This is a genomic window from Streptomyces kunmingensis (assembly GCF_039533535.1).
Lineage (GTDB): Bacteria > Actinomycetota > Actinomycetes > Streptomycetales > Streptomycetaceae > Streptomyces > Streptomyces kunmingensis.
Window position 1 is genome coordinate 1 of the sequence record NZ_BAAATS010000011.1, and the last position, 20,678, is coordinate 20,678.

Genomic DNA, 20,678 nt, shown 5'->3' on the forward strand with positions numbered 1-20,678 from the left:
CGTCGTTCACATTGATCGCGGGGAACAGGAGCGAGCCCTCACGCTGCATCTCGTACAACCGGTGAACGCCCGTCGTGGTCTCCTCCGTCACGCCACGGATCTCGGCGGCGATGGCGGACCAGTCGAGTGTGCTGTTCTCCAACAGTGCGCGGATGACGGTGAGTTCGTCGTTGGACGCCTCGGGCAGCTCGCCCGTCTTCCGGTACTCGACGCCCTTGTGGACGAGGAGGGTGGCGTCGCCGCCGTCGTCGAGGATCATGTTCGGGCCGGTCTGCCCCGGCCAGGTCAGCGCCTGCTCCGTGCACCACCAGTACTCCTCCAGGGTCTCGCCCTTCCAGGCGAAGACCGGGATGCCGGCGGCGGCGATCGCGGCGGCCGCGTGGTCCTGGGTGGAGAAGATGTTGCAGGAGACCCAGCGGACCTCGGCGCCGAGCGCGACCAGGGTCTCGATGAGGACCGCCGTCTGGACCGTCATGTGCAGCGAGCCCATGATCCGGGCCCCGGCGAGCGGCTGCGTGGCGGCGAACTCCCGGCGGATCGCCATCAGTCCGGGCATCTCGTGCTCGGCGAGGGTGATCTCCTTGCGGCCGAAATCGGCGAGGGAGAGATCCGCGACCTTGAAGTCGGTGAAGGCGGCCTTCGGCTGTGCAGGCATGCGTGCTGCTCCTAGGGTTCTGGGTCTTCTGATGGGTCTCTGGTGTCTTTGGTGTCTCTGGTCATCCGGTGGTGACGGGGTCACGCACGGCCCCCGGCGTTGAAGTAGCTCGCCTCGGGGTGGTGGACGACGATGGCGTCCGTGGACTGTTCGGGGTGGAGCTGGAACTCCTCGGAGAGGTGGACGCCGATCCGCTCGGGTCCGAGGAGCGCGGCGATCTTGGCGCGGTCCTCCAGGTCGGGGCAGGCCGGGTAGCCGAACGAGTAGCGGCAGCCCTGGTACTCGGTGCGGAACATGCCCTGCATCGCGGCCGGGTCGCTGCCGTCGATGCCGAGTTCGGAGCGGACGCGGGCGTGCCAGTACTCGGCGAGGGCCTCGGCCAGCTGGACGGAGAGGCCGTGCAGTTCGAGGTAGTCGCGGTAGGAGTCGGCGGCGAACAGTTCGGCGGTGGCCTCGCCGATCTTCGAGCCGACGGTGACGACCTGGAGTCCGACGACGTCGGTCTCGCCGGACTCCTCCGGGCGGAAGAAGTCGGCCAGGCACAGGCGCCGGCCGCGGCGCTGGCGCGGGAAGGTGAAGCGGGTCCGCTCGCCGCCGTCCTCGTCGAGGATGATCAGGTCGTCGCCCTTGGACACGCAGGGGAAGTAGCCGTGGACGACGGCCGCCTCCAGCAGGTTCTCCGTGCGCAGCCGGTCCAGCCACATCCGCAGTCGCGGCCGGCCCTCGCTCTCGATGGTGTCGCCCTTCAGGCCCCATTGGCCCTTGAACAGGGCGCTCTCGTCGAGCCAGGAGGCGTACTCCTTGAGCTGGATGCCCTTGACGACACGCGTGCCGCGGAACGGCGGCTCGGGGACCGGGTTGTCGGCGGCGACGTCCGAGCGGCCGACGTCCGGCGGTTCCTGGAGGACCAACTCCTTCTGGGGAACGCGGCGTTGCTTCAGTTCGGGCAGGGTGGCGCCGGGCACGCCCCGCTTGACCGCGATCAGGGCGTCCATCAGCCGCAGACCCTCGAACGCGTCGCGGGCGTAGCGGACTTCGCCCTCGTAGATCTCGTGCAGGTCCTGCTCGACATAGGCGCGGGTCAGCGCGGCGCCGCCGAGGATCACCGGGAAGTCGGCGGCCATCTTGCGCTGGTTGAGCTCCTGAAGGTTCTCCTTCATGATCACCGTCGACTTGACCAGCAGCCCCGACATGCCGATCACGTCGGCCTTGTGCTCCTCGGCCGCCTCCAGGATCGCCGAGACCGGCTGCTTGATCCCGAGGTTGACCACGTTGTAGCCGTTGTTCGACAGGATGATGTCGACCAGGTTCTTGCCGATGTCATGCACGTCGCCGCGCACGGTGGCCAGCACGATCGTGCCCTTGCCCTCCGCGTCGGACTTCTCCATGTGCGGCTCCAGATAGGCGACCGCGTTCTTCATCACCTCGGCCGACTGGAGCACGAACGGCAACTGCATCTGCCCCGAACCGAACAGCTCACCGACGACCTTCATGCCCTCGAGCAGGACCTCGTTGACGATCTTCAGCGCCGGACGGGTGGTGAGTGCCTCGTCGAGATCGGCCTCCAGGCCGTTCTTCTCGCCGTCGATGATGCGGGCCTTGAGCCGCTCCTCCAACGGCAGCGCGGCCAACTCCTCGGCCTTACCCGCCTTCAGCGACTTCGCCGTCGCACCTTCGAACAGCGCCATCAGCTTCTGCAGCGGGTCGTAGCCCTCGGCCCGCCGGTCGTAGATCAGGTCGAGGGCGGTCTGCACCTGCTCCTCGTCGAAGCGGGCGATGGGGAGGATCTTCGACGCGTGCACGATCGCCGAATCCAGCCCCGCCTTCACACACTCGTCCAGGAAGACGGAGTTCAGCACGATCCGGGCGGCCGGGTTCAGCCCGAACGAGATGTTCGACAGGCCCAGCGTGGTCTGCACGTCCGGGCGGCGCCGCTTCAGCTCCCGGATCGCCTCGATGGTGGCGATGCCGTCGCCCCGGGACTCCTCCTGACCCGTACAGATCGTGAAGGTCAGGCAGTCGATGAGGATGTCCGACTCGTGGATGCCCCAGTTCGTCGTCAGGTCCTCGATCAGGCGCTCGGCGATGGCGACCTTGTGCTCGACCGTACGGGCCTGGCCCTCCTCGTCGATGGTCAGCGCGATCAGCGCGGCACCATGCTCCTGGGCGAGCTGGGTGACCTTCGCGAAACGGGACTCCGGGCCGTCCCCGTCCTCGTAGTTGACGGAGTTGAGGACCGCGCGCCCGCCCAGCTTCTCCAACCCCGCCCGCAGCACCGGGACCTCGGTGGAGTCCAGGACGATGGGCAGGGTGGAGGCGGTGGCGAAGCGGCCGGCCAGCTCCTCCATGTCGGCCGCGCCGTCCCGGCCCACGTAGTCCACGCACAGGTCGAGCATGTGCGCGCCCTCGCGGATCTGCTCGCGGGCCATCTCCACGCAGTCGTCCCAGCGGCCCTCCAGCATCGCCTCCCGGAACTTCTTCGACCCGTTGGCGTTCGTCCGCTCGCCGATCGCCATATAGGCGGTGTCCTGGCGGAACGGGACCGTCTGGTAGAGGGAGGCGGCGCCCGGCTCCGGGCGCGGCTCGCGCACCGTGGGCCGGGTGCCGCGGACCCGCTCCACGACCTGACGCAGATGCTCGGGCGTGGTACCGCAGCAGCCGCCCACCAGCGAAAGCCCGTACTCCCGGACGAACGTCTCCTGCGCGTCCGCCATCGCGGACGGTGAGAGCGGGAAGTGCGCGCCGTCCTTGGTCAGGATCGGCAGGCCCGCGTTCGGCATGCACATGAGCGGCGTCCTGGAGTGCCGGGCGAGATGGCGCAGGTGCTCGTTCATCTCCGCCGGGCCGGTGGAGCAGTTCAGGCCGATCAGGTCGATGCCCAGCGGCTCGAGCGCGGTCAGCGCCGCGCCGATCTCCGAGCCGAGCAGCATCACACCGGTCGTCTCGAAAGCGAGGGAACAGATGAGCGGGACGGACACACCGAGGGCGTCCATCGCCCGGCGGGCGCCGACCAGACCGGACTTGGTCTGGAGCAGGTCCTGGGTCGTCTCGACGATCAGCGCGTCGGCGCCGCCGGCCAGGAGGCCCTCGGCGTTGCGCTGGTATCCGTCGCGCAGGCTCGCGTAGTCGATGTGCCCGAGCGAGGGCAGTTTCGTACCGGGGCCCATGGAGCCGAGCACCCAGCGCTGCTGTCCGGTCGAGGCGGTGAACTCGTCGGCCACCTCACGGGCGATCCGGGCGCCGGACTCGGAGAGTTCGAAGACCCGGTCGGCGATGTCGTACTCGCCGGCCGCGGTGTGGTTCGCGCCGAAGGTGTTCGTCTCGACGCAGTCGACGCCCACGGCGTAGTACGCCTCGTGGACGGAGCGCACGATGTCGGGCCGGGTAACGTTGAGGATCTCGTTGCAGCCCTCGAGCTGCTGGAAGTCGTCGAGGGTGGGGTCCTGCGCCTGCAACATCGTGCCCATGGCGCCGTCGGCCACCACGACACGGGTGGCGAGGGCTTCGCGGAGGGCGTCCACACGGGCGCGGGAACCGGCGGCGGTCATGGCATGCCGTTCAGGGCCGGCGCAATCTCCTGCGCGGCGTCGCTGCCGTAGACGCGCGCTGTCTCGGCCAGCAGGTGCTCGCGGTCGGCGCGGTATGCCTGGGAGCCGACGGTGCCCAGGGCGGACGCGGCGGTCACACAGCCGAGCCGGGCCGCCGCCTCCAGGGACAGCCCCGCGCTCGTGCCGGCGAGGAAACCCGCGCGGAACGCGTCACCGCCGCCGGTGGGGTCGACGACATCCGTCGCGGGAACGGCCGGGACGGTGCGGGTCGGCTCGTGCCGGCCGTCGATGCGGACTCCGTCGCCGCCCAGCGTGGTGATCCAGGTGCCGACCTGTCCGAGCACCTCGGCGCGGGTCCATCCGGTGCGCTCCAGCAGCAGCGCGGCCTCGTACTCGTTGGTGAACAGCCACTGGGCGCCGGACACCAGGTCCCGCACCTCCTGGCCGTCGAGGCGGGCGAGCTGCTGGGAGGGGTCGGCGGCGAAGGGCAGGCCGAGCCGGCGGCACTCCGCGGTGTGCCTGATCATCGCCGCGGGGTCGTTCGGGCAGACGAGGACGAGGTCGGGGCGGTCCCAGGTGCCGACCACCCGCCAGAGGTCGATGGAGCCGGCTTCCTGCATGGCGCCCGCGTAGAAGGCGGCGATCTGGTTGGCGTCCTCGTCGCTGATGCACAGGAAGCGGGCGGTCTGCCGCTCGGCGGAGACCCGCACGGCGCCGGTGTCGACGCCGTGCTCCTTGAGCCACACCTCGTACTCGGCGAAGTCGGCGCCCACCGCGCCGACGAGCAACGGGTCCAGGCCCAGACTGCCCAGGCCGAAGGCGATGTTGGCCGCCACCCCGCCCCGGCGCACCTCGAGCGCGTCGACCAGGAAGGAGAGCGAGACATGGGCGAGCTGGTCGGGGATCAGCTGGTCCGCGAACCGGCCGGGAAAGACCATGAGATGGTCCGTGGCGATGGATCCTGTCACCGCGATACGCACGTGAACTCCTGAAGTCCTGTCGGGCGGCCCAGGGCCTGGGCCGCGGCGGGGGCGTGCCCTGAGCCTGTGTGTCCGGTCAGGCTCCGTGTCCGGTCAGGCTCCGGCGGCGTTCCTGAGCGCCCGTGCCCGGTCGGTGCGTTCCCAGGTGAAGTCCGGGAGTTCGCGGCCGAAGTGGCCGTAGGCGGCGGTCTGCGAGTAGATCGGGCGCAGCAGGTCGAGGTCACGGATGATGGCCGCCGGGCGCAGGTCGAAGACCTCGGTGATGGCCTTCTCGATCTCCTCCTGGGCCACCGTGCCGGTGCCGAAGGTCTCCACGAACAGGCCGACCGGCTCGGCCTTGCCGATGGCGTAGGCGACCTGGACCTCGCAGCGCGCGGCGAGACCGGCGGCGACGACGTTCTTGGCGACCCAGCGCATCGCGTAGGCGGCGGAGCGGTCGACCTTGGAGGGGTCCTTGCCGGAGAAGGCGCCGCCGCCGTGGCGGGCGTAACCGCCGTACGTATCGATGATGATCTTGCGGCCGGTCAGGCCCGCGTCCCCCATCGGGCCGCCGATCTCGAACCGCCCGGTGGGGTTCACGAGGAGCCGGTACTCCTCCGTCTCCAGCTTGATGCCGTCCTCGGCGAGCCGGGCGAGGACAGGCTCCACGACGTGCCTGCGGATGTCGGGGGCGAGCAGTTCGTCCAGGTCGATGCCACTGGCGTGCTGGGAGGAGACGACGACGGTGTCGAGGCGGACCGGGCGGCTGCCTTCGTACTCGACGGTGACCTGCGTCTTGCCGTCGGGCCGCAGGTAGGGGACGGTCCCGTCCTTGCGTACCTCGGTGAGGCGGTGCGACAGGCGGTGGGCCAGCTCGATCGGCAGCGGCATCAGGGTGGGCGTCTCGTCCGTCGCGTAGCCGAACATCAGGCCCTGGTCGCCGGCGCCCTGCTGGTCGAGGACGTCGTCGTCCGTGCCCTCTACCCGTCTCTCGTACGCGGTGTCGACGCCCTGCGCGATGTCCGGGGACTGGGCGCCGATGGACACCGAGACGCCGCACGAGGCGCCGTCGAACCCCTTCGCCGAGGAGTCGTAGCCGATCTCCAGGATCTTCTCGCGCACGAGGGTGGGCACATCGGCGTAGGCGCGGGTCGTCACCTCCCCCGCGATGTGGACCTGCCCGGTGGTGATCAGCGTCTCGACGGCGACGCGGGACGCCGGGTCCTGGCGCAGCAGCTCGTCGAGGATCGCGTCGCTGATCTGGTCGGCGATCTTGTCGGGGTGGCCCTCGGTCACCGACTCGGAGGTGAACAGACGACGGGTCATGGCTCTCCAGAAGGGTGTGGGTTCGGACGGTTGGTGTGCAGGGCTCGATCCGCACGGCGATCGCACCTGTCACCGTCGACCGGAGCGCTCGAGAAAGGTTCGAAGGGCGCTCGATCCGCAGCGGCGGCACCAGCTCCTGGGCCCGGTTCCGCATCCGAGGGGGGTTCAAAGACAGGCTCTCAGAGCCCGGCGGACACGGCCCGGGGGCCGCGTGTCCAGGGGGCCGGGCGGTAGGCCCTGGCGTCGGTGACCGCTTCGGCGAGCGCTGCGGCGAAACGGTCGATGTCCTGGCGTGTGGTGCCGTGGTCGACGGAGGCGCGCAGGGCCGTCGCCCCGGCGCCGGGGCGGGGCAGCAGAGGGGTCTCGTCGGCCACGGTCTTCCATACGGACACACCACGCTCCGCGAGGCTGCGGCGGATGAGTGCGGCCGGGAGCCCCGGGTGGTGGAAGGCGAGGATCGCCGACTGGCGGCTGCCTGGCGTGAGCGTCTCGATGCCGGGGACCGTCTCGACCGCGGCGCGCAGGGCCGGGATCAGCTCCTCGTGCGGCGCGGACGGGGCCGCGGCGTGCTCGGCCAGGGCCGCGTGCAGGGCCGCGACGGCCGCGGTGGCGGGTACCGGCTCCGGTACGGCGTGCGCGAAGACGCCCGTGCCGCTCTCCTCGACGCGCGGCTCCGCCCGGGACAGCTCGGCGCGCAGCCGCGGCGCCACATGGGCGAAGCCGACGCGGCGCGGCCCCCGCAGGAACCGCCAGCCGTCGCCGGTCAGCAGATGGCAGCCGATGCGCGCGGTGTCCACCGGCAACTGGCCCAGGGAGTAGGCGGCGTCGACGGCGTAGAGGCAGCGGTAGGGGGCGAGGACGCGCCCGATCTCCTCGACCGGGTTGACGAGGCCGCGGGTGGCGGGCACGTGTGCCACGGAGACCAGTGCCACGTCGTCGTCGATGTGCGCGGCCATCCACGCGACGTCCAGATCGCCGTCGGAGCGCAGCGGGACGACCTCGAGCCGGCAGCGGGTGCGGTCGCGCAAAGCCCGCAGGGTGGTGAGGTGGGCGGCACTTTCGTAGGGCGTGGTCCAGATCCGGTCACCTCTGCCGAGCGAGAGGCCGGACACGAGCGCGTCGAAGGCCGCCGCGCCGCTGGTGAACAGCTCTGTGTGTCCGTCCGGGGCGTGGAGCAGGCGGGCGAGGCGCTGATGGATCTCGCCGTGCACGACGTCCCCGACATGTTCCTCGAGTTCATGGGCACCGTAACGGTCCTCCAGGCGCACACATTCGGTGAGCACCGTGCGTGCGGCCTCGGGCATGCGGCCCTGGCCTGCCGAGTTCAGGTGAATCATGTCCGACGCCTCCCCTGTGCCATACGTTGCCAACTTGCTTGGCAAGAGATTGCCTACAGAGGAGAAAGTTGGCAATGAGCGCTCCAGCGAGGCTCTAGTTCGGGCGCGCCGCACCGGTTCCTGACGGAGGGCCAGCGGAGGGATCGCCCCGGGTTGCCACTTGTGCCAATTCCCGACGGAGCCCGAAGACGGCAGATAACCGCAGTTCAAAGGCCATGCATGGATACATGGGTCGCGGACTCGGCGAAGTTTTCCGTCATCTGCTTTGCCAGACTCCACCGGTTCTCCAGCGTATCCCCAGCGGATCCCAAGCCGAAGTTGCCAAGCTTCTGCCAAGAAAAGGCACACCGAGGCAATAAGCCTCCGCCGCAGAGGAGTCAGTCATGAAGCGTCTCGCCCGGGTTCTGATCGTCACCTCCGCTCTCACCGCCGCCGTGCTCACCACGGCCGGGGCCGGCTCGGCGGCCGAGAACATCGGCTGGCCGTCCGCCCCGGGCACCACCGCCGTCGCGGGGAGCGCGGACATCGGCTGGCCCTCGGCCCCCGGCACCACCGCCACCGCCACCGCCGCGGGAACCGCGGACATCGGCTGGCCCGTCATCGGCGCCTGAGCGCCGGACCGAGGGAGACGCCCGCGATGCCCTTCGTCACGGACCACCCGAGCGTGGCCCAGGCCGGGCCGACAGCGAGCACCCGCTTCGACGGCACCCAACCCGGCACACCCGTGCAGGAGATCGTGCGGGACCTGTTCGCCGAAGCGGCCGGCCTGCCACGGGCCGCCGTCGGGGCCGACAGCGACTTCTTCCGGCTGGGCGGGCAGGCGCCGGGCGCCGCACGCCGGCTGCTCGGCCGGCTCACGCAGACGTTCGCCGTCGCCCCTGGGCACGCGGAGCTGCGCACCGCTTCGACACCGGTGCGCCTCGCCGCGCTGCTCGGAGACGCACGGGCCACCGCCCTCGGGCCGCGCTGCGCCGCGGAGTTCAGCACCGTACTGCCGCTGCGACTGCGCGGAAGGCTCGACGAACACGCCCTCGACCAGGCGCTGAAGGACCTGGGAGAGCGCCACGAGGCGCTGCGCAACAGCCGGCTGGGCGTCGCCGGCACCCGGCTGTGCCGGCTGGGCGCCGACGACCTGTCGCTGGAGCTCGCCCTGCCCGCCGACTCGGTCGACCTCTGGTCCCAGCTGCCGCTGGCCGCCGAGCTGGCCCGCGCGTACACGGCCCGGACGGCGGACCGCGCCCCGCACCGACAGCGCTGCCGGCCCGACACCGTGCCGCACCCGCGGTGGGGTGACCGCGAGCCGTCCGCGGTGCCGGGCAGCACGCCGGGGGACGGCGCCGCCGGGCGGGCCGAACTGTCCTGGTGGCTGCCACCGGCGCTGCACACGCGGCTGGCCCGGTGCGCGGCGCGGCACGGCGCCACGCTGTTCATCGTCGTGTACGCGGCCCTCGCCGAGGTCCTCTCACGGTGGGGCGCGGGGCCGCGGATCACCGTGGCCGCACCGGTACCGGCCCGGGACAGCGCGGCTCTGCGCGCTGCCGTCGGCCCGTACGGGCGGGTGCTCGCACTGAGCGTGGACACCGCGGGCGCGGCGGACTTCGGTGAACTGCTCGGCCGGGCCGGAGCAAGCGCCCTGACCGCCTACCGGAGCGGGACCGCGCCGCTGGCGGAGCCCGGCGGGGTCGCGCTGACGGTCCTTCAGTCCATGCCGACGCCCGTCGAGGCGGAGAACCTGACGATCACACCCGAGCGGCCCACACTCGCCGCGCACGCGGCCGGCCTGTCCCTGACCCTGACCGAGCACCAGACGCCGCACGGGCAGCCGGCGGGCCTGTCGCTGGCGGCATCCTGGCTACCGGGTGTCCTGGACGAGACGGTGGCCGGCGCGCTGTGCCGCGATCTCGTCGCCGCACTGGAGGCCGCTCCCGCCACACCGGCATCCCGTTCGCGCGGCACCGGCGGGAGGGGTGTCAGAGCTGGTGCGGTTCCCGCGCCGGTCCTGGCAGCAGCGGGGCGGACGCCGAGCGGAGTCGGGTGAGGGCCTCGGCGAGGATGCGCCAGATCTCCGCGGCCAGATCGATGTTGCCGTTGTGCTGCGTCTGCTCGGCCAGCGCCCGCAGACCCTCGACACCGCTCTCGTCGCCCTCCAGTACGCGCAGCTGGTGGCGCAGGACATCGAAGCGGACCCGGTCCCTGTAGGTCATCAGCAGCTCGTCCCTGGCCAGCCCGGCGAGCAGCGCGCGGGCGTCGTCGTAGCGTCCCGTGACGAACGCCAAGTCCGCCTCCAGAGCGGCCAGTTCCTGCTCCAGCGCCTCCGTACGGACAAAGACGAGCGCCGACTTCGCCTCCTCCAAGCAGTGCTGGGCCGCCGCCGGTTCGGCCGGGATCTTCTGCAGATGCAGCCGGCCGCCCGCGATCCGCAGCCGGACCCACAGCGTCAGGTCCTCGGCACTGGGGAACCCGGCGAGGGCCTGCTCCAGGGCGTGCTGCGCGCCCGGGTAGTCGCCCTGGCGCATCCGCACGGCGGCCGTGGTCCACAGCGCCTCCGCCCACAGCGTGTCGCGGCGCCCCTCGACCAGTTCGGTCAGCTCGTCGGCATGGACGCGCGCGTCCGGCAGCCGGCCCGCCTCGGCCTCCACCGACACCAGCGCGAGCAGCACCCCGACCCGGTCCTCGACACCCAGGTCCGCTTCCACGGCCAGCCGGTGGGCGTTCTCGCTCAGGCTCAGGGCGGCCTGGATGTCGCCCACGGACCGCAGGCAGCGGGCCAGCCGGGTCATGCCGCGGACCCGCAGCTCGGGCAGGGCGACCTCGTCGCCGAGGCTGACCAGCTCCTCCAGATGGGCCCGTTCACCGAGGTGGTCGCCCTCCAGCCTGCGTGAGCGTGCCAGCAGCCACAGCGCCTGCCAGCGCAGCACGGGCGCCTCATGACTCTCGGCCGCGTACGCCTCGCGCAGCACGTCGAGGGCGGTGCCGGCGCCGGTGGACGCGGCCAGCGTCAGCGCGTGGGCCAGCGAACCGGCCGCGGGCTCCTCGAAGTCGGCCGGCTGCACTCCCAGCCGCTCGGCGAGGTAGCCCACGGCACGGTCGGTGGGCTGCCTGCCGCCCGACTCAAGCCGGGAGAGATAGCCGGTGGACATGCCGCTGCCCGCCAGCGCGGTCTGGGAGAGACCACGGGCCAGGCGGAGCTTCTTCAACCGGCTTCCGAACGCGGGCTGTCGCAACATGGGGGGCCAATTCCTCGAAGGGCGGCGGGCAGGAACGCGAACGGGTGCGGGAGCGGCCCGAGAAGGCGAGCCGGCGCTCCGGGTGGCCTCGGTCGAGCACCGAGCGTAGGGCCGCTGACAACAGCAGGGCAAACGTTTGCCACGGCTCGTCGCCCGGCCTCCGGCAGGGCTCACGCCGGAGTTCGGCGTTCCTCGAGCGCCGCGCGAGTGGATCCCGAGCGATCCGAGGCAGGCTCTCGAGCAGCCTTGCCGAGCGCATGTCCTCGTGAGGGAGTCGCTGATGAACCACCCGGTGCCCATGTTCCCGCCGGCGCCCGACGCCCCCGGGGCCGTGGCCATGGTCGTAGCCGTGTCCGCGTCCATGTCCGCGTCCATGTCCGCGTCCATGTCCGTGTCCGCGTCCGCGTCCGCCGTCGAGGAGGGCGACGATGACATCGGCTGGCCGTGGCGGACCGCGGTCCGACCCCTATGCCCCGAGTTCCAGCCCGTGGCCGCCGGTTCGTAGGGGTCGCCCGCTCTTGCCACCGGCGCAGCGGGACGATCACGATGGACACCGGCGTTTTCCGCCGCAGTCGAACTCGCGGCTTGGAGGGACTGTGCATGTGCGTCCGGTGCCACAGGTCCGCGTCCACCTGGACGCGCAGGGCCACCTGCACCTCGCGGCCGAGCGTCCCCGCCGCCGCTACCGCTGCGCCCCGGTCTGTGCCGCGATGTGGCTCGCCCTTCAGCGCAGCGACGGTGAACTGGGCGCCGCCGCCGCGTCGTTGGCGGCGCTCTGGGAGTGCGATCCGGTGCACACCCTGACCGACCTGGAGATCTGGGCCGGCGAGTTGCGGGACGCCGGGCTGGTCCGCAGCGAGCCGTGCGCGTCCGCCGGCTGCCTGTGCTCCGCCCCCGCTCGACCACCCCTGTAGGGGTCTTCCGCACGCTGAACGCTCAGCGTGCGGACCTACCGTGGACGGGGCGGACATGACACTGGCAGGCGTGCACGAGGTCGTCGCCGCCCTGGACGGCGTGCTCGCGGGCGGCGCGGGGACGCGGGTCCTCCTGGTCGAAGGCCCCAGCGGCTGCGGCAGAAGCAGCGTCGTCGACACGGTCGTCGAACGGTCCGTGGCACACGAGGCCCTGGTGCTCAGCGCCATCGGTCTGCCCGGCGAACAGGACTCCCCGCTCGGCGTTCTGCGTCAACTGGTGCGCGGCGAAAAGGCGTTGGCGCCGCTGACCGCCACCCTGGACGAGATCACGTCCACCCGGTCCGAGGACATGCAGCGCCTGTGCCGGGAACTGGCCGACCTGCGGGCGGGACGGCCGGTGGTCATCTGTGTGGACGACGCCCATCACGCGGACGAGGCGTCGCTCGACCATCTCCAGTACCTCGCGCGCCATGCGCGCTTCGACGGCCTGCTCATCGTCGTCACCGTCTCGCTGCACCATCGGCCGGTCCACCCCGCGTTCCTGAGCGACCTCATGCGCCGTCCGGGTTTCCGCCGCGTCACGCTGGGCCGGCTCGGCGAAGAGGACGTGGCGGACCTGCTGCGCGCCGTCGGACGCGGCGCGGCGGCAGCGCCGTTCTACGAGCTGAGCGGCGGCAACCCCTTGCTGGTGCGCGCGCTCGTCGAGGAGTGCCGGGACAGCACGACGCCCCCCGCGCCCCGCTCCGCAGGTCCGTACGCGATGGCCGTGGCGGCCTGTCTGCACCGCGGCGGGCCCGTCGCCGCATCGGTGGCGCAGGCCTGCGTGCTGCTCGGCGGCCTCGCCACCCCGGACCGGGTCGCCCGCGTGACGGACATGCCGGCCGCCACGGCGCGCGAAGCCCTGGCGGCACTGGAGGCGTCGGGGATCCTCACGCACACACGGCCCCTTCATCCCGTCGCGCGGGCGGCGGTCCTCGCGGGCGTCAGCGGCGGCAGGCGGGGCACCCTGCACCAGCGGGCCGCACTGACGCTCAGGGCGGACGGCTGTCCCCCCGCCGAGGTGGCGGCGCACCTGCTGGCCGCCGCGGAGCACGACGCGCCGCCGGCCGGCGACGAGCGCGCGGCGAAGGTGCTGCGGGAGACCGCCGAGACGCTGCTGGCCGAGGACGACGCGCCGCGCGCCCTGCGCCTGCTGGAACTGGCGCGCCCCGCGTGCGCCGACCGGACACGGCAGGGAGCGGACGGTATCCGGCTCGCCCAGGTCGCCTGGCGTCTTGATCCGGCCGCCGCCGAACAGCACGTGGACACGGTGGTCCGGGCGCTGCGGTCCGGTTCCCTGGACCCCGGACAGGTGCAGCCGCTCGTCCAGTTCCTGATGGCCCAGGGCCGGTGCGCGGACGTGGCGGAGTCGGCGCCGGGCGTCGCGGAACCGTTCGGCGGGCCCGCGCTCGGCGCGTCGGCCTCCGCCGTCGGCAAGGACGACGGCGACGTCCCGCCGGGCGAGCGCGTGCTGTGCTCGGCGCGGCTCACCGAGGCGACGTGGGTGCCGATCTGGCACGCCGTGTTCGCCCTGGCCCTGTCCGACACCCCCGGACGGGCCGTGGTGTGGAGCCGGCGCCTGCTGGAGGAGGCCGAGCGCAGGCGGGCGCCGGGGTGGGGGGCCGCGTTCGCGGAACTGCACGCGCAGGCACTGCTGCGCACCGGTGACGTGCCGGGCGCCGCCGCGGCCGCGGCCCGCGCGCTGCACACGCCCCCGGAGCACCCCGGGCGCGACGGCGGGACGTTCATGTACGGCACCGCCGCCGTCCTCGTACGGGCCCTCGACGCCCTGGGCCAGTACACGGAAGCCTCCCGTCTGCTCGACGGGCCGCTGCCGGCCGGGCTGTTCAGGACGCGGCAGGGGCTCGCTCTCCTGCACGCCCGCGGCGGGCACCAGCTCGCGGGCGGGCAGGCACGCTCGGCGCTGGCCGACTTCCTCGAGGTGGGCCGGCTGATGACGGAGTGGGACATCGACGACCCCGCGTACCTGCCGTGGCGCACGGACGCGGCGCAGTGCCTGCTGCGGCTCGGCCGGCCCGTGCAGGCCGAGCGCCTCGCCCGGGATCAGCTCGCGCTGTCCGGCGGGCGGCACCCGTGGGCGCGGGGGCTGGCGCTACGGATCCAGGGGCTCGCCGCGTGCTCCGCGCCGCGGCGCGCTTCGCTGCTGGGCCAGGCGCTCTCGGAACTGCGCCGGTCGGGCGACCGGGCGGCCGCGGAACTCGTTCTGACGGAGCTGGCGCGGTCCGCGCCACGGCCGGAGCTGCCGGTGGGCGCGCCGGATCAGGCCACCGAGGTGAGCGCCGAGGCCGTTCGGGACACGGCCGAGGAGGGCGGCGGGTCGGAGATCCGGCTCAGCGGCTCGGAGCAGCGCGTGGCCACGCTGGCCGCCCAGGGGCTGACCAACCGGGAGATCTCCGCGCGGCTGTACCTGACGGTCAGCACGGTGGAACAGCATCTGACCCGGGTGTACCGCAAGTTGCGCATCAGTTCCCGCCGGGATCTTCCGCTGGAGCTGGCGGCCACGAGCGACGTGTCTGCGGCGCACTGACACGGGCTCTCAGGCCGGGACGGGGAGGATCTGGCGCGGTCCGACCGCGGGATGCCCGGGGCGGCGCCACTCGCGCGGGTAGCCGACCGAGACCTCCTCGAAGCGCACTCCGTCGTACCAGGTGGTCCGGGGGATGTGCAGATGCCCGTAGACCACGGTCTGTACGGGGAAGCGGGTGTGCCAGTCGGCGGTGAGCTCGGTGCCGCACCACTGCGCGAACTCCGGGTGGCGCAGGATCCTGGTCGGATGCCGCACCAGCGGATAGTGGTTGACGAGGACGAGCGGGAGCGCGGGGTCGGCCTCGGCGAGCCGGGTCTCCGTCTCCTTCACCCGGTCCCGGCACCAGGCGTCGCGGCTCGGATAGGGGTCCGGGTGGAGCATGAACTCGTCGCTGCACACGACCCCCGTTTCGTACGCCCGCTCCAACGACTGCTGTTTGGTGCTCACTTGGGGGACGCGGAAGCTGTAGTCGTACAGCAGGAAGAGCGGTGCGACGGTGACGGGGCCGCCGGGTCCGGTCCACAGCGGGTACGGGTCCTCGGGGGTGACCACGCCCAGGGTGCGGCACATCTCCACCAGGTGCTGGTAACGCTCCACGCCCCGCAGCCGGACGGGGTCCTGGCGAGGGGTCCACAGCTCGTGATTGCCGGGCGTCCACAGGACTTTGGCGTAGCGTTCGCTGAGCCGGCGCAGCACCCACTCCACGTCGTGGACCAGCTCACCGCAGTCACCGGCGACCACCAGCCAGTCGGCGTCCGAGCGCGGCCGCATCCGCTCCACGAGGACCCGGTTGTCCGGTAACGCGGCGTGCAGATCGCTCACGGCCCAGAGGGTCGCGTTCTCCCGGTGCGGCATGCACCGACCCTAGACCGGACGGGCCCCCGGGTGAACCCCGCACCGCCCTGGCAGGAGCGGTCGCGCCTAGGGGTCGATAGGGGTACTGACCGGCCGCGCCCCGCTCTACGCTCGAGGCGGTGAGAGCGGCCGGTGACCGACCGAGAGCGCCGCGGGACCCACCCCCCGGGAACCGCGGGCCGTCCGGCCGCTCTCCCCCTCCCCCACCCCCCGGGCGGCCCGCAGGCGCGCACGGCATAGGGGTCGATAGGGGTATGGGGCGGGCAGCCGCGCGGCCTACGCTCGCAACGGTGAGAGCGTGCCGGGTGGTACGGGATCGTGAGCCTCACCCCCGAGAGGCTCACCCCGGCCCGGGCGGCTCCTCGCCGGCCGTCCTGGGAGCCGTGCCGGGCCCGCTTCCCTTCCGCGGGCCCCGTACGGCTCCCGGGCCGGCCAGGTCCGGTCACCACCGAGGAGGATCTGTGGGCGCACTCACGTACTGGGAAGAGCTGCGGAACGGCGAAACGGGACAGGTGGTCCTCGCGGTCGACGGTCCGCCCGGAGTGACGTCCCCTTCGGGTTTCGGCGATCTCGTCCCGCTGTTGGACGTACCGCACGCCATCTGGCGGGCCCGGCCCACGATCAGCCGCGTTCCGTACGGGCCCGGCCTCGACGCGTACGTGGCGCCGTGGATCGACGAGGTGCTGTCCACGGGGCTGCGGGTCGAGGCGGTGCTGGGCAGCGGCGTCGGCGGCATCTTCGCCGGGGTGATAGCCCAGGCCCTGACGAACCGTCAGCAGCAGCCCGACGTCCTGCTCTTCGACCCCGAGCTGGTCGACACCGGTTCGGTCGTCGAGGAGTTCCAGCGGGTCCTCGGGGAGTTCTCCCGTCCGCTGGACGGGGACGAGTTGTGGGCGCTGGAGCGCGAGGTCGCCGCCGCGACGGACCTCTGCGACGATGTCGCGTCCCTCGCCGCCCGGCTGTGCGCCGCGCTGGCCGCGGTGCCCGAGGTGAGTGTGGCGGACCTCGAACTGGCCACGCTGCGCTTCACCGCGCTGGCGCTGGCCGAGCCGGTCGACGTGCTGCCCCTGTGGTCGGGCCGTACGGCGCTGTGTTCGTCGAGCCAGGACCGTGGGCTGAACCGCACCCGTAACGCCCTGCTGCTCCCGGAGGCCGCTCTCGTCCACCGGGAGATCTCTTTCGCGGACGACCACGCGGGCGTCTTCAAAAGCTCCGACGTCGCCTGCACGGCCTCGGCACTGCTGGCCGCGCACGCGGCCTAGTCGCACGCGGCCTGGTCGCACGCGGCCCAGTCGTACTCGTCCCGGCAGCGCGCTCGGGGCTCTCCGGGCCGTCCGCCCCTCCCCCGCCAGGACGGCCCGGATCCGATGACAGGCCCTCAGAGCCTGTATCAGGCTGCGAAGAGATCGAACGTCGATGTCCGTCGCGGGCCCGACATCACGTCGAGCAGCGGGTCGACCGCCAGCATCGCCTGGTGCAGCCGCTGGAGTTGTGGTGACGGCTCGACGCCCAATTCCTCGATGAGCCGCCCGCGAAGTCTTCGGTACACGTCCAGTGCCGAACTCTGCCGGCCGGAACGGTAAAGGGCGACCATAACCTGCGAATGCAGACCTTCATGCCGCGGATGACGCGCCGTGAGTTCCATGAGTTCGGCTATGAGTTCGGCATGCCGGCCCATTCGCAGATCCGCGTCTATCCGCCGCTCCACCGCCACCAGGCGGCTTTCCTCGAGTCGCATGGCCTCGATTTCCAGAACCGGGCCGAGCCGTACGTCGACGAGCGTCTGACCGCGCCACAGATCGAGAGCGGTGCGAAAGCGCTCCGCCGCCAGGGCATTGTCGCCCGCCTCGAAAGCGATCTGCCCCTCACGGGCCAGTTTCTCGTACATGCGGACGTCTATATCGAGGTCCGGTATCTGGAGCAGGTAGCCGCCGTGCCTGGTGGCGAGCACGTCCTTGACGCCCTCGCTCGAGCCCGGACCCATCGCCGTCCCGAGTCTGCGGCGCAGCTGGAGAATATAGGTCTGCAGCGTGGTGAGTGCGCTCTGCGGCGGATGCGAGGCCCAGATCTCCTCCATGAGAGTCGGGACCGGTACCACCCGGCTGGGATACAGAGCAAGCAGTGCCAGAATCTGGCGAGGTTTGCCTGCCGTCGGGACGATCGACCCGCCATTCACCTCGGCCCACAAAGGACCTAGTAGCTGAATCTTCACTTCACCCTCCCCGTTAGCGTCCGCTCGCGATGGCCTCCAGTGGCCAGAAAGCTGCGCTGGGAAGCAAGCTATCCGGGTCCTGCCCCACCGAGTGATTTTCTCCAGTAGCTCTGTAGCGGACTTCAAATAGTTCGATTTACACGAGCTATCGATCTTTCTTCGGCGTGCTTTTCTGCGATTGCCGCTGTGCGAGACGGAGGGAGAAGGAGAGGGTGCGTCAGCCCGCCGGCACGGCGCCCGCGCCGCCCATGGAGAGCACGGCACCGTCGGCCGAGGCGCGTCCGTCGTCGGCCGAGGCGACCAGCAGAGACTTGTGCAGCCGCGCGATCCGGGCCGAGGGTTCAAGCCCCAGTTCCTGCACCAGGGTGTCCCGCAGTCGCCGGTAGATCCCCAGTGCCTCGCCCCGGCGGCCCGAGCGGTACAGCGCGATCATGAACTGGGCGTGCAGGCTCTCATGCGTCCGGTACCGGCTGACCAGAACCGTCAGTTCGGCCAGCAGCTCGCGGTGGCGCCCGAGCCGCAGATCGGCGTCGATGCGCTGGTCGAGCGCGCACAGCCGGCTCTCCTCGAGCCGCTTGACCTCCATGCCCAGCTGCTCGCCCGTCTGCACCCCCGAGAAGGGCGCACCGGTCCACAGCTCCAGCGCCTGCCGCAGGGACTCCGCGGCCCTGGGGTAGTCGTCGGCGTCCATGGCCCGGTAGCCGAGCCCCGCGAGGCGGTCGAACTCGCGGACGTCGCTGCGGCCTTCACCGCTGACGAGCATGTATCCGCCGGGCGCGGTCACCAGGACCTCTTTGGAGGTACGGGCGGGGCGGTCGGCGGCGTCCCGCAGCAGGGCCACGCCGATGAGGTCGCGCACCTGGAGCACGTAGGTCTGCAGAGTCGTACGGGCGCTGCGCGGCGGCGTGCTCCCCCACAGCTCCTCGACGAGGACGGACACGGGCACCACCTGGTCCGCGTGCAGGGCCAGCAGGGCGAGAACCTGGCGCGGCTTGGGCGCGGTCGGGGTGATGGACACCCCGTTCTCACGCACGTCCAGCGCACCTAGAGCATCGATGTCCACGCAGCTCGCCTCCATGGCTTTCTGTTCTGGCGCACGAGGCTCTCATTAAAAAACAGCACAGGCGGTTTGTCAATTGGGCAACCGCCCGCACTTCCACCCCACATAAATCACGCAGAACAGGACGTTCTACCTCTCGCTACTGCGGCGGGTTGCCGTGTTTACGGGACGGCAGGTCGGCATGTTTTGTGCGGAGCATCGCCAGGGAGCGGATGAGCACCTCACGGGTCTCGGCGGGGTCGATGACGTCGTCGACCAGGCCGCGCTCGGCCGCGTAGTAGGGGTGCATCAGCTCGGTCTTGTACTCCTTGACCATGCGGGCGCGCATGGCCTCGGGGTCCTCGGCCTCGGCGATCTGGCGGCGGAAGATCACGTTGGCGGCGCCCTCGGCGCCCATCACGGCGATCTCGTTGGTCGGCCAGGCGTAGGTGAGGTCGGCGCCGATGGACTGGGAGTCCATGACGATGTAGGCGCCGCCGTAGGCCTTGCGCAGGATCAGGGAGATGCGCGGCACGGTGGCGTTGCAGTACGCGTAGAGCAGCTTGGCGCCGTGGCGGATGATGCCGCCGTGCTCCTGGTCGACACCGGGCAGGAAGCCCGGCACGTCGAGCAGCGTCACGACGGGGATGTTGAAGGCATCGCACATCTGGACGAAGCGAGCCGCCTTCTCCGACGCCTCGATGTCCAGCACCCCGGCCAGATGGGCGGGTTGACTGGCGACGATGCCGACGACCCGGCCGTCGAGGCGGGCCAGGGCGCAGATGATGTTGCGGGCCCAGCGCTCGTGGATCTCCAGGTAGTCGCCGTCGTCGACGAGCTCCTCGATGACCTTGGTCATGTCATAGGGGCGGTTGCCCTCGGCCGGGACCAGGTCCAGGAGCGCCTCGCCCCGCCGGTCCGCGGGATCGCCGGGACTCACCTCCGGCGGGCTCTGCCTGTTGTTCTGGGGGAGCATCGTCAGGAGGTAGCGGACCTCGGCGATGCAGGTCTCTTCGTCGTCGTAGGCGAAGTGGCAGACGCCGCTCGTCTCGGCGTGGACGTCGGCGCCGCCCAGGCCGTTCTGGGTGATCTCCTCGCCGGTCACCGCCTTGACCACGTCGGGTCCGGTGATGAACATCTGCGAGGTCTCGCGGACCATGAAGACGAAGTCGGTCAGCGCCGGGCTGTAGGCCGCCCCGCCCGCACACGGGCCCAGCATCACGCTGATCTGCGGGATGACGCCCGAGGCCTTGGTGTTGCGCTGGAAGATGCCGCCATAGCCGGCCAGGGCGCTCACGCCCTCCTGGATCCGGGCGCCCGCGCCGTCGTTCAGCGAGACCAGCGGCGCACCGGCCGCGATGGCCATGTCCATGATCTTGTGGATCTTCGTGGCGTGGGCCTCGCCCAGCGCGCCGCCGAAGATCCGGAAGTCGTGCGCGTAGACGAAGACCGTGCGGCCCTCGACCGTGCCCCAGCCGGTGATCACACCGTCCGTGTACGGCTTCTTCGCCTCCAGGCCGAACCCGACCGCCCGGTGCCGGCGCAGCTGCTCGACCTCGTTGAACGATCCCTCGTCGAGCAGCAGCTCGATCCGCTCGCGGGCCGTCAGCTTGCCCTTGGCGTGCTGGGCCGCGGTCGCCTTGTCGCTCGGTCCGCGCAGGGCCTGCTCACGGATCGCGTGCAGCTCGGCCACCCGCCCGCGGATGTCTCCCGTCTCCGGTCGAGCGGGATCGGCCACGTAGGACATGGACATGTCACTCCTCTCCGGGCGGGTACGCCCTCCCGTCACTGCCAGCTGCTGGGCGCCCGGTACGCCTGCGCATGCGGCCGCCAGCGACGGCCGCGCTCCGGCGCGGCGTCCTTCCGCTCGGCCCGGGCGCGCAGGCTCAGCAGCAGCACGGTGAGCGCCGCCACCTCCTCGGCCCCGGCCCGTCCCCGCACGACGCGCAGGATGTCCAGCTCCCCCACGCCCTGCTGCATGTTGTCCGGATCGTTCATGACGGCCTCCTCAAGACTCGT

The 20,678-nt window shown here is 71.6% G+C and carries 17 protein-coding genes; 6 read left to right on the top strand and 11 right to left on the bottom strand.

Features of this window, described 5'->3' with window-relative positions:
* From ABD366_RS14530 to ABD366_RS14550, 5 genes are all read right to left on the bottom strand, one after another.
* The coding region (locus ABD366_RS14530) for an adenosylhomocysteinase (protein ID WP_344441821.1) at window positions 1–655 on the bottom strand (655 nt) is incomplete at its 3' end.
* A gap of 80 nt (window positions 656–735) precedes the next feature.
* Window positions 736–4,203, bottom strand: coding sequence for a methionine synthase (metH, locus tag ABD366_RS14535; protein WP_344441823.1), 3,468 nt, complete (start codon window positions 4,201–4,203; stop codon window positions 736–738).
* On the bottom strand, window positions 4,200–5,183 hold the full coding sequence (locus ABD366_RS14540; protein ID WP_324769613.1) for a carbohydrate kinase family protein: 984 nt from the start codon (window positions 5,181–5,183) through the stop codon (window positions 4,200–4,202). The genes metH and ABD366_RS14540 overlap by 4 nt, the downstream gene beginning before the upstream one ends.
* Before the next feature lie 93 nt (window positions 5,184–5,276).
* Window positions 5,277–6,488, bottom strand: a complete 1,212-nt coding sequence (gene metK, locus ABD366_RS14545; RefSeq protein ID WP_324769614.1) for a methionine adenosyltransferase — start codon at window positions 6,486–6,488, stop codon at window positions 5,277–5,279.
* A 179-nt stretch (window positions 6,489–6,667) separates the two neighbouring features.
* Window positions 6,668–7,825, bottom strand: coding sequence for an aminotransferase class V-fold PLP-dependent enzyme (locus ABD366_RS14550; RefSeq protein WP_324769615.1), 1,158 nt, complete (start codon window positions 7,823–7,825; stop codon window positions 6,668–6,670).
* A 383-nt stretch (window positions 7,826–8,208) separates the two neighbouring features.
* On the opposite strand from ABD366_RS14550, the gene ABD366_RS14555 reads away from it, so the two are divergent.
* Together ABD366_RS14555 and ABD366_RS14560 are read left to right on the top strand one after the other, a co-directional pair.
* The gene (locus tag ABD366_RS14555; protein ID WP_324769616.1) at window positions 8,209–8,436 is read left to right on the top strand and encodes a hypothetical protein; all 228 of its coding nucleotides are present in this window, start codon (window positions 8,209–8,211) and stop codon (window positions 8,434–8,436) included.
* Between the two features lie 26 nt (window positions 8,437–8,462).
* Entirely contained in the window at window positions 8,463–9,863 is a 1,401-nt protein-coding gene (locus ABD366_RS14560; RefSeq protein WP_324769618.1) for a condensation domain-containing protein, read from the top strand.
* On the opposite strand, the gene ABD366_RS14565 is transcribed toward ABD366_RS14560, so the two are convergent.
* A complete protein-coding gene (locus ABD366_RS14565) occupies window positions 9,796–11,052 on the bottom strand; it encodes a helix-turn-helix domain-containing protein (RefSeq protein ID WP_324769619.1) in 1,257 nt (418 codons plus the stop codon). The genes ABD366_RS14560 and ABD366_RS14565 overlap by 68 nt on opposite strands.
* 280 nt (window positions 11,053–11,332) lie before the next feature.
* On the opposite strand from ABD366_RS14565, the gene ABD366_RS14570 reads away from it, so the two are divergent.
* The 3 genes from ABD366_RS14570 (at window position 11,333) to ABD366_RS14580 (ending at window position 14,553) form a co-directional block, all read left to right on the top strand.
* Window positions 11,333–11,557: a hypothetical protein gene (locus ABD366_RS14570; protein ID WP_324769620.1), complete on the top strand. Its 225-nt coding sequence runs from the start codon at window positions 11,333–11,335 to the stop codon at window positions 11,555–11,557.
* Window positions 11,558–11,654: 97 nt separating this feature from the next.
* Complete coding sequence (locus ABD366_RS14575) at window positions 11,655–11,966, top strand: PqqD family protein (RefSeq protein ID WP_324769621.1); 312 nt, start codon at window positions 11,655–11,657, stop codon at window positions 11,964–11,966.
* A 55-nt stretch (window positions 11,967–12,021) separates the two neighbouring features.
* Window positions 12,022–14,553, top strand: a complete 2,532-nt coding sequence (locus ABD366_RS14580; RefSeq protein WP_344441827.1) for an AAA family ATPase — start codon at window positions 12,022–12,024, stop codon at window positions 14,551–14,553.
* Window positions 14,554–14,562: 9 nt separating this feature from the next.
* Here the strand turns inward: ABD366_RS14580 and ABD366_RS14585 are convergent, their stop codons facing one another.
* On the bottom strand, window positions 14,563–15,408 hold the full coding sequence (locus ABD366_RS14585; protein WP_324769624.1) for a metallophosphoesterase family protein: 846 nt from the start codon (window positions 15,406–15,408) through the stop codon (window positions 14,563–14,565).
* 461 nt (window positions 15,409–15,869) lie between these two features.
* Between ABD366_RS14585 and ABD366_RS14590 the strand changes: the two genes are divergently transcribed.
* A complete protein-coding gene (locus tag ABD366_RS14590) occupies window positions 15,870–16,670 on the top strand; it encodes a hypothetical protein (RefSeq protein WP_324769626.1) in 801 nt (266 codons plus the stop codon).
* A gap of 128 nt (window positions 16,671–16,798) precedes the next feature.
* Here the strand turns inward: ABD366_RS14590 and ABD366_RS14595 are convergent, their stop codons facing one another.
* The 4 genes from ABD366_RS14595 to ABD366_RS14610 all read right to left on the bottom strand — a co-directional run bounded on the left by ABD366_RS14595 (window position 16,799) and on the right by ABD366_RS14610 (window position 20,657).
* Complete coding sequence (locus ABD366_RS14595) at window positions 16,799–17,620, bottom strand: AfsR/SARP family transcriptional regulator (protein ID WP_324769627.1); 822 nt, start codon at window positions 17,618–17,620, stop codon at window positions 16,799–16,801.
* A gap of 217 nt (window positions 17,621–17,837) precedes the next feature.
* A complete protein-coding gene (locus ABD366_RS14600; protein ID WP_324769628.1) occupies window positions 17,838–18,683 on the bottom strand; it encodes an AfsR/SARP family transcriptional regulator in 846 nt (281 codons plus the stop codon).
* Between the two features lie 136 nt (window positions 18,684–18,819).
* Complete coding sequence (locus tag ABD366_RS14605) at window positions 18,820–20,412, bottom strand: acyl-CoA carboxylase subunit beta (protein ID WP_411293723.1); 1,593 nt, start codon at window positions 20,410–20,412, stop codon at window positions 18,820–18,822.
* Between the two features lie 32 nt (window positions 20,413–20,444).
* Window positions 20,445–20,657, bottom strand: a complete 213-nt coding sequence (locus ABD366_RS14610; RefSeq protein WP_324769629.1) for an acyl-CoA carboxylase subunit epsilon — start codon at window positions 20,655–20,657, stop codon at window positions 20,445–20,447.
* Window positions 20,658–20,678: the final 21 nt, after the last annotated feature.

Excerpts from the sequence above, each read along its gene's own strand:
- ABD366_RS14550 (WP_324769615.1), bottom strand. The coding sequence starts at position 7,825 with ATGATTCACCTGAACTCGGCAGGCCAGGGCCGCATGCCCGAGGCCGCA.
- ABD366_RS14580 (WP_344441827.1), top strand. The coding sequence starts at position 12,022 with ATGACACTGGCAGGCGTGCACGAGGTCGTCGCCGCCCTGGACGGCGTG.
- ABD366_RS14585 (WP_324769624.1), bottom strand. The coding sequence starts at position 15,408 with ATGCCGCACCGGGAGAACGCGACCCTCTGGGCCGTGAGCGATCTGCAC.
- metH (WP_344441823.1), bottom strand. The coding sequence starts at position 4,203 with ATGACCGCCGCCGGTTCCCGCGCCCGTGTGGACGCCCTCCGCGAAGCC.
- ABD366_RS14605 (WP_411293723.1), bottom strand. The coding sequence starts at position 20,412 with ATGTCCATGTCCTACGTGGCCGATCCCGCTCGACCGGAGACGGGAGAC.
- ABD366_RS14570 (WP_324769620.1), top strand. The coding sequence starts at position 11,333 with ATGAACCACCCGGTGCCCATGTTCCCGCCGGCGCCCGACGCCCCCGGG.
- ABD366_RS14560 (WP_324769618.1), top strand. The coding sequence starts at position 8,463 with ATGCCCTTCGTCACGGACCACCCGAGCGTGGCCCAGGCCGGGCCGACA.
- ABD366_RS14610 (WP_324769629.1), bottom strand. The coding sequence starts at position 20,657 with ATGAACGATCCGGACAACATGCAGCAGGGCGTGGGGGAGCTGGACATC.
- ABD366_RS14555 (WP_324769616.1), top strand. The coding sequence starts at position 8,209 with ATGAAGCGTCTCGCCCGGGTTCTGATCGTCACCTCCGCTCTCACCGCC.
- metK (WP_324769614.1), bottom strand. The coding sequence starts at position 6,488 with ATGACCCGTCGTCTGTTCACCTCCGAGTCGGTGACCGAGGGCCACCCC.
- ABD366_RS14565 (WP_324769619.1), bottom strand. The coding sequence starts at position 11,052 with ATGTTGCGACAGCCCGCGTTCGGAAGCCGGTTGAAGAAGCTCCGCCTG.